Origin of the sequence: Nonomuraea helvata, from assembly GCF_039535785.1 — a bacterium.
Lineage (GTDB): Bacteria > Actinomycetota > Actinomycetes > Streptosporangiales > Streptosporangiaceae > Nonomuraea > Nonomuraea helvata.
Map to the genome: position 1 here is coordinate 1256501 of NZ_BAAAXV010000001.1, position 18130 is coordinate 1274630.

18 protein-coding genes and 1 riboswitch are annotated in these 18130 nt (G+C 71.5%); of the genes, 3 read left to right on the top strand and 15 right to left on the bottom strand.

Annotation, left to right across the window (positions count from 1 at the left end; translation table 11 throughout):
* Positions 1-25 precede the first annotated feature (25 nt).
* Entirely contained in the window at positions 26-478 is a 453-nt protein-coding gene (locus ABD830_RS05725; protein ID WP_344985311.1) for a hypothetical protein, read from the top strand.
* An 89-nt stretch (positions 479-567) separates the two neighbouring features.
* Here ABD830_RS05725 and ABD830_RS05730 read toward each other — a convergent pair whose 3' ends face one another.
* The 7 genes from ABD830_RS05730 to ABD830_RS05760 form a co-directional block, all read right to left on the bottom strand.
* Positions 568-1680: a hypothetical protein gene (locus ABD830_RS05730; RefSeq protein WP_344985312.1), complete on the bottom strand. Its 1113-nt coding sequence runs from the start codon at positions 1678-1680 to the stop codon at positions 568-570.
* Between the two features lie 37 nt (positions 1681-1717).
* Positions 1718-2371 carry an endonuclease/exonuclease/phosphatase family protein gene (locus tag ABD830_RS05735; RefSeq protein ID WP_344985313.1) on the bottom strand — a complete coding sequence of 218 codons (654 nt, stop codon included), beginning with the start codon at positions 2369-2371 and terminating at the stop codon, positions 1718-1720.
* A 32-nt stretch (positions 2372-2403) separates the two neighbouring features.
* The gene (locus ABD830_RS05740) at positions 2404-3336 is read right to left on the bottom strand and encodes an ROK family glucokinase (RefSeq protein ID WP_344985314.1); all 933 of its coding nucleotides are present in this window, start codon (positions 3334-3336) and stop codon (positions 2404-2406) included.
* Between the two features lie 15 nt (positions 3337-3351).
* The gene (locus ABD830_RS05745) at positions 3352-3783 is read right to left on the bottom strand and encodes a DUF5304 family protein (protein WP_344985315.1); all 432 of its coding nucleotides are present in this window, start codon (positions 3781-3783) and stop codon (positions 3352-3354) included.
* 42 nt (positions 3784-3825) lie between these two features.
* Positions 3826-4986 (bottom strand): ArsA family ATPase, encoded by a 1161-nt coding sequence (locus tag ABD830_RS05750; protein ID WP_344985316.1) that lies wholly within the window; start codon positions 4984-4986, stop codon positions 3826-3828.
* 1 nt (position 4987) lies between these two features.
* Positions 4988-5425 carry an SRPBCC family protein gene (locus ABD830_RS05755; protein WP_344985317.1) on the bottom strand — a complete coding sequence of 146 codons (438 nt, stop codon included), beginning with the start codon at positions 5423-5425 and terminating at the stop codon, positions 4988-4990.
* Positions 5426-5532: 107 nt separating this feature from the next.
* A complete protein-coding gene (locus tag ABD830_RS05760) occupies positions 5533-6300 on the bottom strand; it encodes a metallophosphoesterase family protein (protein ID WP_344985318.1) in 768 nt (255 codons plus the stop codon).
* Between the two features lie 103 nt (positions 6301-6403).
* Here ABD830_RS05760 and ABD830_RS05765 point away from each other — a divergent pair, with 103 nt between their 5' ends.
* On the top strand, positions 6404-8149 hold the full coding sequence (locus ABD830_RS05765) for an AMP-dependent synthetase/ligase (protein ID WP_344985319.1): 1746 nt from the start codon (positions 6404-6406) through the stop codon (positions 8147-8149).
* On the opposite strand, the gene ABD830_RS05770 is transcribed toward ABD830_RS05765, so the two are convergent.
* The 6 genes from ABD830_RS05770 to ABD830_RS05795 all read right to left on the bottom strand — a co-directional run bounded on the left by ABD830_RS05770 (position 8146) and on the right by ABD830_RS05795 (position 14997).
* Complete coding sequence (locus ABD830_RS05770) at positions 8146-9273, bottom strand: glycosyltransferase family 4 protein (protein ID WP_344985320.1); 1128 nt, start codon at positions 9271-9273, stop codon at positions 8146-8148. The two genes, ABD830_RS05765 and ABD830_RS05770, sit on opposite strands and share 4 nt — an antisense overlap.
* A complete protein-coding gene (locus ABD830_RS05775; protein ID WP_344985321.1) occupies positions 9270-10589 on the bottom strand; it encodes a M48 family metallopeptidase in 1320 nt (439 codons plus the stop codon). Before ABD830_RS05775 ends, ABD830_RS05770 begins: the two co-directional genes overlap by 4 nt.
* A 15-nt stretch (positions 10590-10604) precedes the next feature.
* The gene (locus tag ABD830_RS05780) at positions 10605-11411 is read right to left on the bottom strand and encodes a hypothetical protein (RefSeq protein ID WP_344985322.1); all 807 of its coding nucleotides are present in this window, start codon (positions 11409-11411) and stop codon (positions 10605-10607) included.
* Positions 11412-11507: 96 nt separating this feature from the next.
* Entirely contained in the window at positions 11508-12044 is a 537-nt protein-coding gene (locus ABD830_RS05785) for a C40 family peptidase (RefSeq protein WP_344985323.1), read from the bottom strand.
* Between the two features lie 52 nt (positions 12045-12096).
* A riboswitch (cyclic di-AMP (ydaO/yuaA leader) is annotated at positions 12097-12258 on the bottom strand.
* 317 nt (positions 12259-12575) lie between these two features.
* Positions 12576-13535, bottom strand: a complete 960-nt coding sequence (locus ABD830_RS05790; protein ID WP_344985324.1) for a C40 family peptidase — start codon at positions 13533-13535, stop codon at positions 12576-12578.
* 139 nt (positions 13536-13674) lie between these two features.
* Positions 13675-14997: an NYN domain-containing protein gene (locus ABD830_RS05795; protein ID WP_344985325.1), complete on the bottom strand. Its 1323-nt coding sequence runs from the start codon at positions 14995-14997 to the stop codon at positions 13675-13677.
* 134 nt (positions 14998-15131) lie between these two features.
* Here ABD830_RS05795 and ABD830_RS05800 point away from each other — a divergent pair, with 134 nt between their 5' ends.
* The gene (locus tag ABD830_RS05800) at positions 15132-16193 is read left to right on the top strand and encodes a phosphotransferase family protein (protein ID WP_344985326.1); all 1062 of its coding nucleotides are present in this window, start codon (positions 15132-15134) and stop codon (positions 16191-16193) included.
* On the opposite strand, the gene ABD830_RS05805 is transcribed toward ABD830_RS05800, so the two are convergent.
* Together ABD830_RS05805 and ABD830_RS05810 are read right to left on the bottom strand one after the other, a co-directional pair.
* The gene (locus ABD830_RS05805) at positions 16194-16841 is read right to left on the bottom strand and encodes a response regulator (RefSeq protein ID WP_344985327.1); all 648 of its coding nucleotides are present in this window, start codon (positions 16839-16841) and stop codon (positions 16194-16196) included. It lies immediately after the preceding gene.
* Complete coding sequence (locus ABD830_RS05810; RefSeq protein WP_344985328.1) at positions 16838-18103, bottom strand: sensor histidine kinase; 1266 nt, start codon at positions 18101-18103, stop codon at positions 16838-16840. Before ABD830_RS05810 ends, ABD830_RS05805 begins: the two co-directional genes overlap by 4 nt.
* Between the last annotated feature and the right edge of the window lie 27 nt (positions 18104-18130).

The window sequence follows — 18130 nt, forward strand, 5'->3', positions numbered from 1 at the left end:
GATCGTTGTGGAGAGGCCCATCTAGGTGACGCCCCAGAGTGAGGACGAGGTCTGGCGGCAGATCGTCGCGTCCTTCAACGACACCGCCGAGCGCGACTCGGCCGACCAGCCATGGCCGGACAGCGAGAACGTCCCCCCGGAGCCCACCCGCCGGGTCGTGAAACCCTCCGAGGAGCCCTTGCCCGACGAGGACACCGACGAGGACTCCGAAGAGGAGGAGGGCGGGGAGGAGGGGCACTTCGAGCCGCCCCCGCCGCCTCCGCTGCCCAAGCTCGACCTGCCGACCAAGCTGGCGTGGGTGGCGCTGTTCGGCGGCCCCGCCTACCTTCTCGTCGCCGCGATGGCGAGCTGGCACATGGAGGGATGGGCGCTGTTCACGGCGGTGGCGGCGTTCATCGGCGGGTTCGTGGCGCTGGTGGTGCGCATGGGCGACGGGCCGCCCAACGACTCGGGCTGGGACGACGGCGCCGTCCTCTGACGGCCGAAGGACCCCGGCACCGTCGCGACGGGACGGGACGGGACCGCTTGCCGTGGAGGTCCCTTCGAAGGCAGGCGGTCCGCCGGGCGTCAGGACTTCGAGGTGACGCTCTTGGGGGCGAACGACTCCACCACGTCGGTGTAGCGGTCACGCGTGTCGACCACGTGCCCCACACCCCACACCGCGCCCTTGCCGGCGAGGTAGGCCACCGCCTGGAGCCGCACGTTGCTCCTGTCCTTCTGGGCGCCGCCGCGGATGGTCTCGCAGTCGCCCTTCTCGCAGCGCAGCATGAACGGCTCCGTGGCCCGCGACGGGTCGTAGCCGGCCATCCAGTAGCGGCCCTTGCCGTCGCCGGTCACGCCGTAGAGCCGGGCGTCGGAGACGGGCAGCGGCTGCTCGCGCCAGCGCTTGCCGTTCCAGGTCAGCATGAGGGGCGAGATGTCGCCGGGGCCGCGGTAGACGCCGCCGACGGCCACTGCCCGCTTGGCGCTGTCGGCCTGCACGTCACGCAGGTAGCCGCCGGGGATCGAGGGCACCGGCATGGACTTCCACGAGCCGCCCGAGTAGTGCATGATCAGCGGCTCGACGCCCGTGTCGCCGACGGCGAACCCGTCGTCCACCGCGTAGAGCGCGCCCTTCTCCTTGGTCTGCTGCACGGTCCAGGAGCTGCCCTGGCCGGTGAGGATGAGGCCCTGCTTGTCGCGGCTGCCGACCGCCACGATCCGCCCCGACTCGGCGTCGACGCCGCCGAGCCAGTCGCCTGCCCGCAGCCCCTGTGGCCTGACCCGGTCGAACCCCGTCACGTCGCCGTGGGCGATGTACGGCAGCCCGTCGTGCCCGTCGCCGACCGCCCACACGTCGGACGCGGAGTCGGCGGCCAGCCCGCGCAGGTTGCCCGCGGACGCGGCGTCGCGGACGGGGACCTCGGACCAGCCGCTGCCGTCCCAGTGGCGGATGGTGCCGCGGTTCTTCCAGACGTCCCAGATCTCCTGCTGGCCGACGGCCCACACGTCGCTGGAGGAGACGGCGAGCACGTCGGAGAGCGAGCCGTCGGCCTGGAGGCGCACGCTGGTCGACTGCTGCCACGCCTCTATCGTGGCGGGGCGGCGAGGTTCGGCATGCGCGGCGGGCGTGGCCTGCGTCAAGGCCACGGACGTCGCCAAGATCAAGGAGAGCGCACGCCGCTGAGAGCGACGGGTCATGAGCAAATGCTACGGGCTGGGGGGCACGCCTTGCCCGTTAGTGCCCAACTCGCAACTCTGCGATAACCGGCAGATGGTCGCTGGCTCCGGCCAGATCGGTGATCGGGGCGTCCGCTCCCCCGCACGACACGACCCGCGCGTCGCGCGCGGCGAACACGCCGTCGATGCGGAGCGCGGGCCGGGCGGCCGTGAACGTCAGGCCGTCGCCCTCGGGCGCCACGGCGTAGCAGTCGGCCAGCCGCGCGGCGAGAAAACGCCAGGCGGGCTGGTAGGCCTGCTCGTTGAGGTCGCCGCCGAGCACGATCGTGGCCCCGAAGCGGCCGGCCGCCCGCTCCATGAGCGCGACGGCCTCGGCGGCGTGGTGCACCCTGGCCGGGCCGTTCAGATCCAGATGGAGTGAGCCGACCGCCAGGCGGGCGCCGTCCACCTCCAGCACGGCGAGCGCGAGCGCGCGCCGCTCCAGCCCGAGGAAGACCCGCAGCGCGTGGCTCTCGGCGTGCAGCACCCTGACGCGCGGGCCGGCGAACACGGCCACGCCGCCGACCCGGCCGGGCGTGGCGACGCGCAGGCCCGCCCCGGCGGCCAGAGCGGCACGCCGGGACTTCCTGAGCCTGGGTGCCTCCTGCACGCAGAGCACGTCGGCGCGCAGGGCGGTGATCACCCTGGTCAACGCGGGCACGCTGTCGCGCATCCCGCGTACGTTGTAGGTCGCGACCCGGACCGTCAGCGCAGCCTGGCCAGGTCGGCCGCGCCCACCACCCCCGCGGAGGCGCCCAGCTCGGCCAGCCTGATCTCGGCGAGCGGCCGGTGGCCGTGGCCGGTCACCCGCTCGGCGAAGGCCTGCCGCGCCCGGTCGATGAACAGGTCGGCGGCACGGGAGACACCGCCGCCCACGATGAAGCAGCCGGGGTCGAGGACGCCGGCCAGATCGGCCATGCCCTGGCCCAGCCAGTCGGCCAGGCTGGCGAACGCGGCCAGCGAGGCCTCGTCGCCCAGCCGCGCGGCCTCGGTCACCTCCTCGCCCTCGATCTTGCCGCCGGCCAGTCCGAGCAGGATCTTCGCCTGTTCGGGGTGCGCGTCGGCGATCTCCCTGGCGTCCTTGACGAGGGCCTGGCCGCTGGCGTACTGCTCCCAGCAGCCGACGTTGCCGCAGCCGCACTGCCGCCCTCCGGGCAGGACCTGCATGTGGCCCATCTCGGCGCCCATGCCCCAGCGGCCGCGGTAGAGGACGCCGTCGAAGACGAGGCCGCCGCCGATGCCGGTGCCGAGCGTGACGCAGACCACGTGGGACTGGCCCCGTCCGGCGCCGAACCTGGTCTCGCCCCAGGCCATCGCGTTGGCGTCGTTCTCGATCACGACCGGCAGGCCGACGAGGTCGCTGATCTTCTTCTGCAGCGGCTCGTCGCGCCAGGCGAGGTTGGGAGCGAAGCGGATCATCGAGCGGGTCTCGTCGACGAACCCGGCTGCGCCGACCCCGACGGCCTCGATGGTCCTGCCCGCGCTCAGCTCGCGAACGACGTCGGCGACCGTCTCGGCCACCACGTCGGGACGGTCGGCGGCGGTGGGCCTGAGCGTGTGTTCGACGATCTGGCCCTTGTCGTCGACCACACCGGCGGCCACCTTGGTCCCGCCGATGTCGACACCGATCGTGAGCATTGCCCCTTGTTCTCCCTATCCCAAATCTATGTGTTCGACGTTGTCGTGGCGGTCCTGGCGGTCCTGGCGGTCACGGTCGTCGCGCGGCCTGCGGGGGGCGGGCTTGCTGATCGCGTCGAACGCGCCGCGGAACGCGGCGAACAGCTCGCCGCCCGCGGCCATCAGGTGCCCGGTCACGTCGCCGCCCGACTCGCGCTGCGCCGCGATGGCCCGGCACCACGGGCAGGCGCGGCAGATGTACTCGTCGTGGGGCTCGGACACGGCCTCCTCCCACACGTCACGCTCGCGGCGGCCTCCGCCGCCGCCGGTGAACGAGTTGAACACGCTCTTGCCGACCTGGCGGGTGGCCCGCCCCTGGATCGACTCGAACAGCTTGCGCGCCTCGTCGGCGACGGTGCCGATCGGGTCTCTGTCGTTGTCGTTGCTGTTGTTGCTGCTCTCGGTCATGGGCCCTCCCTGCCTCTGGGGTCGCTCATCCTCCTCAACTCATCAGGACGCGGATTCGCTCCCCGGGCTGAAACCTACCCGCAGCACGCCGTCCCGGAGCGCGGCTCCACTGATCTTCCTGCGGGCCAGCGCGGTGGGCAGCGCCAGGATCCGCCGGTACGGCCCCGCCGTGACGATCAGCTCGTCGCCCTTGCGGGCCAGGTCGACGTCGCCGCGGTCGGCGCCGGGCAGGGCGAGCACGAGCTCGTCCGCGCTCAGCCGCAGCGGCGGCTCGACGGCGTGGGCGGCGAACGGGTCGGAGTCGCCGTACATCGCCTCGCCCACCGAGGCCAGCGCGTCCGTGCCGACGGGCTCGGCGGGCAGGTAGGGGACCACGTGGATGGGCAGCGGCGCGAACGACTGCTCCGCCTCGCCCAGCAGCCGGGTCTGCGCCGCCGCCCACTGGGCGCGCCACTCGTCGGCGCCGCCGGAGGGGAAGACGCGGTTGGCGATGACGGCGTCGACGCGGTAGCCGTACAGGCTGAGTGAGGTGAGGGTGCGCCTGGCCTCGGCGAGCACCACGGACTCGGGCGTGAACACCAGCCGGACGGAGGCGTGGTCGCCGGTGAGCAGCTCGCGTACCTCCATGAGGCCGCGGTGCAGGCGCTCGCCCGCGCTCATGACCTCCTCGCCGGGCGCGCTGACGTGGGCCACGCTGCGCACGAACGGCGAGACGAGCCGCATGAGCTTGCGGCCGACCGGCAGGAGCCTGCTGACGTGCCAGTCGAGCGCCTCGGGCAGGGCCAGCAGCCGCAGCGTCTCGGCGGTGGGCGCGCAGTCGACGACGATCACGTCCCAGCGGCCCTCGCGGGCGTGCTCGCGCAGCTCGAGCAGGGCGATGAGCTCCTCGGCGCCGGGCAGCACGGTGATCTCCTCGGAGGTGATCTCGTCGAGGCCCAGCTCGCCCAGCACCCCCTTGGCGTACTGCTGCAGCTCGCCCCAGTGGCGCTCCAGCGACTTCTGCGTGTCGACCTGGTGGAGGTGGAGGCCCGGTGCGATCTCTCCGGGCTCCACGGCGAGCGCGTCGGCCAGCGAGTGCGCGGTGTCGGTCGAGACGACCAGCGTCTTGAGCCCGCGCCTGGCGGCGAGCGTGGCCGTGGCGGCGGCGGCCGTGGTCTTGCCGACGCCGCCCTTTCCGGTGAAGAGCAGGACCCGGGGACTCAACTCAGCGACCTTCGACGCGCTTCTTGAGGCCCTTGAGCGCGGTGTCCACGATCACCTTCTCCGCCTTGCGCTTGACCAGGCCGATCATGGGGACGCTGAGATCGACCGTGAGCTCGTACGTCACCTCCGTGCCACTGCCCGTGTCGGCGAGCCGGTAACTCCCACGCAGATCGGAGACCATCTTGCCCGGCTCGACCACCTTCCAGCTCACGCCGTCGTCGCCCTGCCAGGCATAGCCGAGGGTGTAGGTGTCGCTGATCATGCCGGCGTCGAGGGCGAACCGCACCGTCTCCGGCCTGCCGTCGCCGTCCGTGGTGAGGACCTCGGCGCTCTTGACCTGCCCGGCCCACTCCGGGTACGTGGGGAAGTCCGCGATCACCGCCATGACCTCGGGCCGGCCTGCGCTGATGGTGGTGCTCGAAGTGGTGCGATCAGCCATGCGACCACCGTAGTGCACAATCCGCTACTTGCGGAGGACCGCTGAACGCGGCCCACCGTAGTGCACAATCCGCTACTTGCGGTGGACCGCTGAACGCGTCCCGGCGGTCACCACTCGAGGACGAACGGGACGCCCTTCCCACGGAAGTGGCCGACGTTCACGCATTCGGTGCGGCCGATGCGGGCGCGCGCGTGGAGCGGGTTGTGCACGTGCCCGAACAGGGCGTAGCGCGGCTGCGTACGCCTGATCGCCTCCAGCGTGGCCTGGCTGCCGCGCTCGAACCGCCTGGCCACGACGTCGTAGAGCAGCTCGGGCACGGCCGGCGGGATGTGGCAGCACAGCACGTCGACCTCGCCGACCGCCTCGACCTTGGCCGCGTACTCCTCGTCGCCGATCTCGTACGGCGTGCGGTAGGGCGTCTGCAGCCCGCCGCCCACGAACCCGAACCGCAGGCCGCCGATCTCCGCCACCTCCCCGTCGAGCACCTGGAGACCCGGCCGCAGATAGTCGGCCCACAGGCGCGGCAGGTCCACGTTGCCGTAGGTGAGGTAGGCCGGGGTGGGCATGGCGGCGAAGAGGGTCTCGTACTGGGAGCGCACGCGGCGTTCGATGTGCTCGCGCGGGTCGCCGTCGAGCGTGGCCCACAGGCTCGCCGACATGGCCCTGGCCTCGTCGAACCGCTTGGCCGTGCGCAGCGCGATGAACTCGGCGGCCCGCTCCGCGCCGAACAGTTCGGGGAAGATGCCCTGCGCGTGATCGTCGTAGTCGATGAAGAGGATCAGGTCGCCCAGGCAGACCAGCGCGTCCGCGCCGTCGCCCGCCCTGGCCAACGCGTCGGCTCTGCCGTGGACGTCGCTGACGACATGGACCTTCATGGAGCAAATACTAGATGTCCGACTGCTAGCGTGAACGTTGAGACTACCCGTCCGTAACTTGACGCGGTAACGTCCAGGCGGTCCCCGAAGAGGAGTTTGATCCGTGCGCGAGTACAGCGTTCCCGTCCTGGTCGATGTGCCTGCTTCCGCCAGCCTGTCCGACATCGTCTTCAGGCGGGCCGAGCAGGAGCCGGGCACCGTGGTGATGCGCCGCAAGACCGATGCCGGCTGGCCGGCGGTCACCGCGTCGGAGTTCCGCGACCAGGTGGCCGAGGTGGCCAAGGGCCTGATCGCGGCGGGGATCTCGCACGGCGACAGGGTCGCGCTGATGTCGCGCACCAGGTACGAGTGGACGCTGGTCGACTACGCCAACTGGGCGATCGGGGCGGTCACCGTACCGATCTACGAGACGTCGTCGGCCGAGCAGGTCCGGTGGATCCTGTCCGACAGCGAGGCCAAGGCGGTCTTCGTCGAGCTGGACGAGCACGAGGAGACCGTCAGGGAGGCCGCGCCCGAGCTGAAGCAGGTCTGGCGGATCGACGGCGCCCTGGACACGGGCGACGTCTCCGACGCCGACGTGGACCAGCGGCGCGAGCAGGTGGTCCTGGCTGACCTCGCCACGGTCGTCTACACCTCGGGCACCACCGGACGTCCCAAGGGCTGCCGCATCACCCACGACAACCTGCTCTTCACCGCGCTCAACGTGCTGCGCGGCCCGCTGGAGCCGCTGTTCGCCACCAAGGACCCGGCGGCCCTGCTGTTCCTGCCGCTGGCGCACATCCTCGCCCGGATCATCCAGGTGGTGCTGCTGGAGGCGGGCGCGGTCATCGCGCACACCCCCAACATGAAGAACGTCGCCCCCGACCTGCAGGACTTCCGGCCCACGTTCCTGCTGGGCGTGCCCCGCGTGTTCGAGAAGGTCTACAACGGCGCCGAGCAGAAGGCCATCGCGGGCGGCAAGGGCAAGATCTTCGCCCGCGCCGTGGACGTGGCGATGGACTCGAGCCGCGCCTCCGCCACCGGCGCGCCGCTCGGGCTCCGGCTGAAGCACGCGCTGTTCGACCGGCTGGTGTACACCAAGCTCCGCGCGGCCACGGGCGGCCGCCTCTCGGCCGCGGTCTCCGGCGGCGGCGCGCTCGGCGAGCGGCTCGGCCACTTCTTCAGGGGCGTCGGCATCGAGGTCTTCGAGGGGTACGGCCTGACGGAGACGACAGGACCGTGCACGGTCAACATGCCGTACGCCAACAAGATCGGCACGGTCGGCAAGCCGCTGCCCGGCGTGAGCCTGCGCATCGCCGACGACGGGGAGATCCTGGCCAAGGGCAGGAACGTCTTCCCCGGCTACTGGAAGAACGACGAGGCCACCGCCGACGTGATCGACGACGGCGGCTGGTTCCACACGGGCGACATCGGCGAGCTGGACGCCGACGGCTACCTGCGGATCACGGGGCGCAAGAAGGAGATCCTGGTGACCGCGGCGGGCAAGAACGTCGCCCCCGGGCCGATGGAGGACGCGCTGCGCGCCCACCCGCTGATCTCCCAGGCGATGATCGTCGGTGACGGCCGCCCCTTCGTCGCCGCCCTGATCACGCTCGACCCCGAGGCCCTGCCCGCCGGGTCCTCCGTGGCGGAGCTGCGCAAGGACCCCGCGGTGCTGGCGGACGTCCAGGCGGCGGTGGACCGGGCGAACCTGCAGGTGTCGAAGGCCGAGCAGATCAAGAAGTTCACGATCCTGGACGGCGACATCACCGAGGACAGCGGTCACCTGACGCCCACGCTGAAGGTCAAGCGCAACCTGGTCATGCGCGACTTCGCCAAGGAGATCGACGAGCTCTACGACGGCAATTAGGGCTCAGGCGCCTGGAGAAGGGTGCGGAAGCGGGCGGCCACCTGGTCCCACGCCCATTCGCGGACGATCCAGTCGCGCCCGCCCGCGCCCATCTTGCGGGCCTTCTCCGGGTCGCCCAGCAGCTCGACGATCGCCTGGGCGATCTCGCCCACGTCCTCGCCGTCCACGACCAGCCCGGTCTCGCCGGGCCGCACGGCGTCGGGCGCGCCGCCGGACGCGCCCGCCACCACCGGCAGCCCGGTGGCGGACGCCTCCAGGAACACGATCCCGAGCCCCTCCACGTCCACCCCCTTCCACCGGGTACGGCACGGCATCGCGAACACGTCGGCGGCCGCGTAGTAGCCGGGCAGCGCGGCGGCGGGCACCGTGCCGGTGAACCTGATCGACTCCCGCCCCGCCGCCAGCCGTTCCAGCCTCCCGCGGTGCGGCCCGCCGCCCACGAGCAGCAGCACCGCGTCGGGCACCGCCCGCAGCACCTGGGGCCAGGCCCTGATCAGCTGGTCCTGGCCCTTCCTCGGCACCAGCCGCGACACGCAGACGACCACCGGCCTGCCGTCCAGGCCCAGCTCGGCCTTGGGCGCGCCGGGGCGGAACTGCGTGACGTCCACGCCGGGCGCGAGCCGTACCAGCTTCTCCGGGGGGATGGCGGCGACCAGGCGCTGGCGGGTGTACTCGCCCAGGTAGGTCACCACGTCGGCGTGCTCGCCGATCCTGCGCAGCGCCGCGCGGAAGCCCGGCGCGCCCGCCCACGACGCCTCGTGGCCGTGCGTGAGCATCACCACCCGCCGCGCGCCCGCCGCGCGCAGGCGGGGCGCGAGCAGCCCGAGCGGCGCCGCCGCGCCGAACACCACGGTCCCCGCACCGTGCTCGGCCACCAACCGGGCCGCCCGGCGCGCGACGGCCGGCGCCGGCAGCATGAGCCGCGTCGGATGCCGCACGATCGGGTACGGCTGGCGCTCGTCGAACTCCTCGCAGCCCGGCCAGGCGGGCGCGTAGACGGCCACGCCCGGTGTCCGCAGGGCGAGGCCGTGCACGAACGACTGGATGCCGCCGGGTCTGGGCGGGAAGTCGTTCGTGACGATGAGGACCTTGGCTCCGGCACCCGGCTCCGCGATAGAACTCACTGCACTGGGACGCCGTTCAACGTGGCCCATGCGCGGGCCATGGCGATGCGCTCAGGGGTCGACGGGTGGGAGGCATAGAGCACATATTCCACCGCATCCGGCGACAAGTCGGAAACATTGGTGACGGCCAGGCGCTTCTGCATGGCGATGAACGTGGCCGGATCGCGCGTGAGATCGAGCGCGTGCAGGTCGGCCCTGGCCTCGATGTGCCGGCTGACCAGGTTCTGGGCGGGACCCATGATCAGCGAGCCGATGGTCATCAGCCCCATGATCGCGCCGACCGCGCGCGGGTCGCCGATCGACGTGACGCCCGTGCGGCGGCGTACCGGCTCGAACACCAGGAACAGCAGCATGGCGCCCAGAGCGGCGCCCAGGGCGCCGACGAACGTGCCGTACAGGACGTCGTTGTGCTTGGCGTGGCCCAGTTCGTGCGCCACGACCAGCTCGACCTCCCGCATCGGGGCCTTGAGCAGCGTGTCGTAGACGACGATCCGGCGCGTGGCGCCGAAGCCGGACACGTACGCGTTGAGCGCCGTCGTCCTGCGCGAGGCGTCGGCGATCAGCACGTCCTCGACGGGCACGCCGTCGCGCTGGGCCATGGAGAGCAGGCTCACGCGGAGTGCGCCCTGCCGCATGGGCGTGAAGTCGTTGAACAGCGGCTCGAACACCACCGGATAGATGAACGACATCGCCACCGTCAGCACGAAGGCGCCGGCGGCGGCCGGGATCCACCAGCGCCTGATCCTGCGGGCCAGCGCCATGAGCACGAGCAGCATGAGGCAGAGGAGGAACGTCTCGACGCCGATGTTCTTGAGCCGGTCGCCGGCCCATGACCCCCAGTCCTGGGTGGACAGGCCGTAGCCGCGCAACGTCGTCTCGAACCAGATGCCGAGCGGCAGCTTGAGCAGCTCGACGATGACGGTGATGACGACGACGCCGAGCACCACGCGTACCCACCACGGGCCCTTGAGCCACCGCACGGCCTTCGCGCCGAGCGGGGTGGCCACGAGCAGCCCGGCGATGACGAGCGTGAGCGCCAGCGACAGGTAGCTCGGCACGGTGGTGGCCGTGTCGAACGCCTCGGCCCTGGCGATCTGCGCGGCGGTGAAGTCACGCGCGGGGTCCGGCGGCCCGGAGGCGAGGAGGTGCCAGGGGGTGCTGAAGGCGGCCACGGCCACGATGATCAGGCCGAGCACCACGGCCGCCACCGCCGCCTGCCGCCTCAGCCGCGTCTCGTCCGCGGCCTCACGTGCCCCGTCCCCGTTCACAGATATCCCGTCCCCATGCCCCTGCCCCTCTTGAGCGTGAACGTCCACCGCCGCTCCTCCCCCTCATGCGAGCTGGTCCCGCACGTAGTCGCGCCACCGTGCGGTCAGCGTGGCCGCGGACAGCCCGAGAGCGGCGAGCGCCCGATCGACGCCGCCTGCCTGGGCATCACGGTAGAGCCTCACCAGCGTCCCCTCACCGAACCGGTCCGCGAGGAAGCGACACGCCAGCCAGGCCTCCTGGTACGCCCGCGCGAGCCGTACGGGGTCCCGGCCGTCGGCCGCGAAAGCGGCAGATCCGGGCAACTCCCCCGGCAACCGCCCGGAACGCACCTCGGCGGCCAGCTCGGCCGCGGCGGTCCGCACGGGGAGCCCTGAGTCGCGGTAACTGACGTAGTCGGCGAATCCCTCATAAAGCCACACGGGCAGGTGGTCGGTGCCCGCCGCGACGTGGGTGAGCTCGTGCGCGAGTACGACGTCCTTGCCGGTGGAGTTGAGCTCGGCGAAGAGCTCGGGGACGACGATCACCCGGCCGCCGTCGGCCAGCGCGGCCAGCCCGTCGATCCTGCCCACCCCGGCCAGCCGGGCGGCCTCCGCGGCGGAGCCGGGGACGACGATCAGCGGTCGTACCGGCCGGCCGAGCACGCCCGAGACCCGCTGCCCTGCCGCGTCGGCCCGGCGTGCGAGCTCGCGGAGCTCCCTATCCGGGGCGTGGTGGCCGACGACGACGGAGCGCGCTCCGTGGACCACGACCGCACCGTCACGCCACAGGTAGCGGGCCTCCTGCGGGAGGATCGGCGCATCAGGGGCGGGGGCGGCGGCGGGAGCGAGAGCGAGGAGCGCGATGGAGGCCACCGCGACCCGACGACTCATCCACCCGGACACGACGCCCGATCGTAGTCGGCCCACGGGAGACTTCAGCACAGAACGAACGAGCCCCGCCCGAAACGCGTTCGGGCGGGGGCTCGGTCAGATGCCGGGACGGACGGCGCCGACGAAGGACGTCTTGCGCCATCTGCTCAGCTTGTCGATGCGTACCCGTTCGCCTGTCCGCGGCGAGTGGACCATCTTGCCCTTGCCGACGTACATGCCCACGTGGCCGAGCCCGCTGAAGAACATCAGGTCGCCCGGCTGGAGGTGCCGCCAGGAGACCTTCTTCTTGATGCGGGCGAACTGGCTGTTCGTCACGCGCGGGATCTTCACGCCGGCCTTCTTCCAGGCGTACTGGACGAGGCCGGAGCAGTCAAACGAACCAGGACCTGTGCCTCCGTACCGGTACGGGTCACCGATCTGGTGCTTGGCCGCGGCGACGGCCTTGCGGGCCTTGGACTTCTGCCGGGCGACCTTGACCGCCCTGAGCGCCGCGGCCCTGGCCGACGTCGAGGTTCGGGCGGTGGTGGCCGCCTTGGCCGTCGAAGCGGTCGTGCTCGTTGCCGCCCGAGCCGTTGGGGCATGGAGGACCAGACCTGCGGCCGTCACGGTCATCGAGAGCGCTACGCCACTCACGGCAAGGCGGGACAGACGGGGGTTATTCGGGGACGTAGACAGGATTTCTCCTTGGGACTTCCACGAACGCCTACCGGGTTAGCTGACGGGTTCGGGCCTGGAAGTAGCCCTACGGCGCGATTCGCGCCGATTCACCCCTGATCCCTGGGAAACTGGGATCGCTGGGTCCCCGGCTCCGTGCCTCCTGGCTGCACGGATTCGGCAGGTCACCGCCCCGATCAAGGATTCGCATGGGGATGTGGGCGGTGGCCGGCGGATCTTCTGCTGTCTCGCTGGGAAGCGGGACGACGCCAGAAGGTACGCGGAACCGTCAAGAATCGGCAAAGCGAGACATGGCCTGTAAAGATCAGATAAAGGGGGCTGTAAGGCGAAAGGCCCCTGCTGAAAGGCCAGGTTCCGTTATCGGAATGTGACCCTGCTCACATTTGATTTCACGCTGCTGTGTCAGGCCTCAAATGTCGCATTTGTCACACTGAGACGGGAACGTTCCAAGGAGGACCTCCGGCAACGCCGGAGTCCCGCGAAGGGCGACTACGGGCGGACAGCGCCTACGAGACCGCTGCCGTAAGAGGAGAGCTTGACGACCTTGACCACGTCCCCGGTCTGGGGCGCGTGGACGATCTGCCCGTTGCCGGCGTAAATGCTGACGTGGCCCAGCCCGTTGCTGAAGATGAGGTCGCCGGGCTGGAGGTCGTTCAAGGAGACCTTGCGGCTGGCCCCCCACGCCCACTGCTGCCACGTCGTACGCGGCAGCGACACGCCACCGGCTCGCCACGCCGCCTGGGTCAGGCCCGAGCAGTCGTAGCCCCGTGGGCCGGTCCCGCCGTAGATGTACGGCTTGCCGACCTGGGCGTAGGCGAAGCGCAGGACGGCGGCGGCGTTGCCCGAGGCGGGGCCCGTGTACTTGATGCCGACGCTGTTGGGATTGCCGGGATTGTAGGCGTTCAGCTTGTTCAGCAGCTTCTTCTGCTCGCGGATCAGCTTCATGATCTCCGAGCGTTCCTTCTCGACGCCGTCCCGCTCCCTGTCGGCCGCCTCCAGCGCCTGCTCCGCCTTGTCGCGCTCCGTCTTCAGCCCGCGGTTCTCGCGGTCGAACGCGGCCAGCTTCGCCGCCTCCTCCTTCGAGATCTGCCCGGCCAGCGTCAGCCCCGTCAGCAGGGCCGAGGGGTCGTCCGTGCTGATCAGGCCGGGCAAGGAGGTCGGGTCGGTGCCGAGCTTGTAGCCGTTGACGGCCATGTTGATCACCTGGGCGCGCAGGTCCGCGACGGTGTCCAGCTTGCGCTTGTAGCTGTCGTTCAGCTTGGTGTAAGCGCCCTTGGCTTCCTTGTAGCGCTCCGTGGCGGTGTTGTACCGGTCGACGACCTTGTCGGCCTTGTCGTTGAGCTTCTCGAGCTTGGCCTTGGCCTGCCGGAGCGTCGGCTTGGGATCAGCGAGGGCCGGACCCATCGGGGACAGGAGCAGCCCGAACGCGAGACCCGCGGCAACCGGCACCCTGCCAAACCTCACTGTGTCGCCTCCCAGGGGATGATGTCTGGGGCGAAATAGTACAGAAGTGGCGGGTGAGGTCTCACCCAAAGAGGCAAATCGTGATGGAGGACCGAGCTGGATCGCCGGCCGGCCGGTCCGTAATCTAGGCCCGGCCCAGCCTGCGCAGCAGCAAGCCAGACGGAACGGGTCTGGCTCCCATCCGCCTGACGGACTCGGCCACCTCGCGGTCCGACGACACCACGGCGATGGCCCGGCCGGGCGGCTCGGCGCGGACGAGCTGGCGGATCAGGTCGTCGGCGATCTCCCCGGGCTCGCTGAACAGCACCCGCACCCCCCGGGGCGCCACCACCTGCACGGGGGCGTTGAGCTCGGCCCCGTCGAACACCACGGTCACCTCGACCCTGGTCTGCGCCACCAGCCCGCCGAGCCCGGTCATCAGCCGGTTGCGCTGGTCTGCGAGGGTGAGCGTGCCGTAGCCGGTCTTGGTCACGTTGTAGCCGTCGATGATCAGGTGGACCTGCGGCAGGGCCAGGAGCTGGTCGAGGAGCTGCGGGTCGTCGTCGGCGAGGGCGCGTGCCGGGACCCCGCGCACGCCGGGGCGCTCGCCGGTGACGGCGGCGACCGAGTCGGCGGGCCGGCTGATCATCGTGGGCAGGGCCAGCTCCCTGCGCAGTCCGGCGGAGGCGTCCTGGAGCGCGTCGAGCAGCACCCTGACGCGGGCGTCCTCGATGCTCCTGCCCTCGCGGGCGGCCCGGCGCGAGGCCTCGAGCTGCTTCTCCACGTCGGCCAGGCGCTCGCGCAGCCGCCGCAGCTCGGACTCGCCCGAGACGGAGGCGGCGGAGGCGGCCGACCTGGCCTCCTCGGCCGCGTGCTCCATCTCCTCGGCATGGCGGACCGCGGCCTTGGCCCGCTCGCGGGCCTCATGGAGCTTGCGCCGCAGGTCGGAGTTCTCCGCGCGGGCCGCCCTGATCTGCTCGCGCAGCCGGTCGGACTCCTCCTTGGCGGCGCTCTTCTGCGCGGCCAGCTGCTCGCGCAGCCGGGTGACCGCCTCCTCGCGCTCCGACCCCTCGGCCGCCGCCGCCGACTGCTCCAGGTCGGTGCGGGCGGCCTCGATCATCTCGGCCCAGCCGGGCGGCCGGGTGAGGTACGCGGCCGCGGCCACGAGCACGGGGTCGGCCGCGGGCGGCACGTTTCCCTCGGCCAGCGAGGCGACCAGCTCGGGCCAGCCGGCGGCCACCGACTCGGCCACCAGCTCCCGGAACTTCTTGTCGTTCTCCAGCTGCGCCGCGATGGGCGCGCTGCCGAGCTTGGCACGTTTGCGGGGGTCGAACTTGGCGATGCCGCGCAGCGGCGGAGGTATGGAGACAGCGGGCATCGTCCCGAGCACCTGAGAAGCCAGATCGACGACATTCAGCCGCACCTGCTCGGGAAGCGGGCGAGACAGGCCTTCACCCGCTGAACTCATCCCACTTGTCCCTTCGTGACATGCCCTTTCAGACAAGGGTACGGCTGCCGCGTACCTGACCGTAACGGTCATCCCTGTATGGACGAGCGCTTGGTTGGCGGTATACGACTGAGCCGGAGCCTGGGAGGCCGACCGTGACAGATGAGATCCGCACCTCCACCCGCGACCTGGAAGAGCTGCGCGAACGCCTGGCCGTCTGGCTGGGCGGCAGGGTCGGCGCACGTGCTTCGGTGTCCGAAGTGTCCAGGCCGTCCGAGAACGGCATGTCGAGCGAGACCCTGTTCTTCACGGCCGACTGGGGCGGAGGGGGAACGCGCTGCGTAGCCAGGCTCGCACCTGCGGTGGAGTCCGTTCCGGTGTTCCCCTCGTACGACCTGCGGACACAGTTCGGGATCATGCGCCTGGCCAGGGAAAAAGCTGGGATTCCAGCGCCCAGGGCCCTCTGGTACGAACCTGACCCCGCCCATCTCGGCACGCCGTTCCTCGTCATGGAGCGCGAGGACGGCGAGGTGCCTCCGGACGTGATGCCGTACACGTTCGGGAGCTGGCTGCTGGACGCGGCGCCGGCGGACCGGCGCAGGCTGCAGGACTCCGCCGTGGCGGTCCTGGCGGCGCTGCACCAGGCCCGGTTCACGGCCGAGGAGCTGACTCCGTTCGGGCCGGCCGGGCTGCGCGCGCACGTGGAGGCGCAGCGCGCCTACTACGAGTGGGCGCACGGCGAGCGGCGGATCCCCCTGCTGGAGCGGGCCTTCCGGTGGCTGGAGCCGCACTGGCCGGACGAGCCCGGTCCGGACGTCCTGTGCTGGGGCGACGCCCGGATCGGGAACATGGTGTTCAGGGACTTCACCCCCGTCGCGGTGCTCGACTGGGAGATGGCCGCCGTGGGCCCGCGCGAGCTGGACCTGTCCTGGATGATCTTCCTGCACCGCTTCTTCCAGGACCTCACCGTCGCCGCCGGCTTCCCCGGCATGCCCGACTTCATGCGCCGCGACGACGTCTGCCAGAAATATCAAGAATTGACGGGGTACGAGCCCCGCGACATGGACTTCTACGAGATGTACGCCGCCCTCCGGCACGGCATCGTCATGGCCAGGGTGTGGCAGCGCCGGATCCACTTCGGCGAGCAGCCCGCGCCGGACGACCCCGACGACCTGGTGCTGCACCGGGCCACGATCGAGGAGCTGCTGGCGGGGTGACTACGTGGCGGCGTCGTAGACCAGCAGCGCGACCTGGACCCGGTTGTTGAGGTCGAGCTTGGTGAGGATGCGCGAGACGTGCGCCTTGACCGTGGGCACGCTCATGTAGAGCTCGCGCGCGATCTCGGCGTTCGACCTGCCCTGCCCCACGGCCAGCGCCACCTCCCGCTCCCGCTCGCTGAGGCGGGCGAGCAGCTTCCTGGCCCGTTCGGTGCGCTCCCCCGCCCCGCCGTCGGACACGTGCGTGATGAGCTGGCGCGTCACCGCCGGAGAGAGGATCGGCTCCCCCGCGGCCACCTTCCTGATGGCCTGCACCAGGTCGCCGGGCGCGATGTCCTTCAACAGGAATCCCGCGGCCCCCGCCCGCAGCGCCCGCAGCACCTGCGCGTCGGCGTGGAACGTGGTCAGCACCACCACCTCGGGCGGCGCGGACGTGCGGCGCAGCGCCTCGGTGGCGGTGAGCCCGTCGACGCCGGGCATGCGGATGTCCATCAGCACCACGTCGGGCCGGTGCCCGGCCACCAGCGGCGGCACCTCGGACCCGTCGCCGGCCTCGGCCACGATCTCGATGTCGTCCACGCCGCCCAGGATCATCGACAGCCCCGCCCGCACCATCGCGTCGTCGTCGACGATCAGCAGCCTGATCATGCGTCCTCCCGATTCGTCTCCAACGGCCACGGCAGCCACGCGCGGACCGCGAACTCGCCGTCCGGGGTCGCGCCGTGCTCGAGCCGTCCTCCGGCCAGCTCGGCCCGTTCCCTCAGCCCGATGAGCCCGGCACCGGCGCCCGGAAGGCTCCGCCCGGTGAGCCCCGCCCCCGCGCCAGGCAGGCGCAACCCGTGGCGCGCCTCCACAGGATTGCGCACCTCAGCCGACAGCCCCTCGCCCGGAGCCCCGGAGACCGACACCGTCACAGGCGCCCCGCCGGCGTGCTTGCGCGCGTTGGTCAGCGCCTCCTGGACGATGCGGTAGACGTTGCGGCCCAGCCCTTCCGGCGCGTCGCCGTCGGCCCGCAGGTCGAGCCGCACGTCCATGCCCGCGTGGCGGCACTCCTCGACCAGCGCGGGTAGGTCGGCGAGCGTGGGCTGCGGCCGGTCGGGCACCGGGTCGTCGCCGTCCGGGTGCGCGTGGCGCAGCACGCCGATCACCTCGCGCAGGTCCTGTAATGCCAGGTGGGCGTTGGTCCTGATGGCGCCGGCGGCCCTGGCGATCTCCTCGGCGGGCGCGTCCGGCCGGAACTCCAGCGCGCCCGCGTGCAGGCTCAGCATGGAGATGCGGTGCGCGAGCACGTCGTGCATCTCCCTGGCGATGCGCTCGCGTTCGAGCCGCTTGGCCTCCTCCGCGGCGCCGTCGGCGCGCTGCGTGAGCGACCAGATGAGCTGCCGCCTGGCCCTGATCACGACACCCCACGCGAACACGGCCAGCACGATGGTCACGCTCAGCGCCGCCGCCCACGCCCTGTCCATATCCTCCTGGGGCCGCAGCATCACGTACGGGGCCACGGTGACGCAGGAGAGCAGCAGGATCGGGCCGGAAACCTTGAACGGCCGGTGCACCGCCACCGTGAACAGCCCCACGACCGAGGCCCCGCCCGGCAGCTCCAGGTAGGACGTGAGCAGGGTGGTCACCACCGCCAGCCCCACCGGCCACCTGCGCCGCAGCCACACCGCCGCGCACGACAGCGCCCCCACCACCTGCTCCAGGGCCTGCAGCGGCTCCGGCTCGTCCTGGAGCTCCGGCAGGCTGATGAGCGTGATGCCGCACGCGAGCAGGAACATGACGATGTCGACGATCCAGTCGCGGGTCGAGCGGCGCACCCTGCGGCTCTCGCGCCCGTCGCCGAGCAGCACCGACGGCAGCGCCCATCGGTACTCGTCGGCGTGAGCGCCGTCCCCCCGCAGTCCCGTCACGCTCACCGAGGTTAGGCCCTGCCAAGG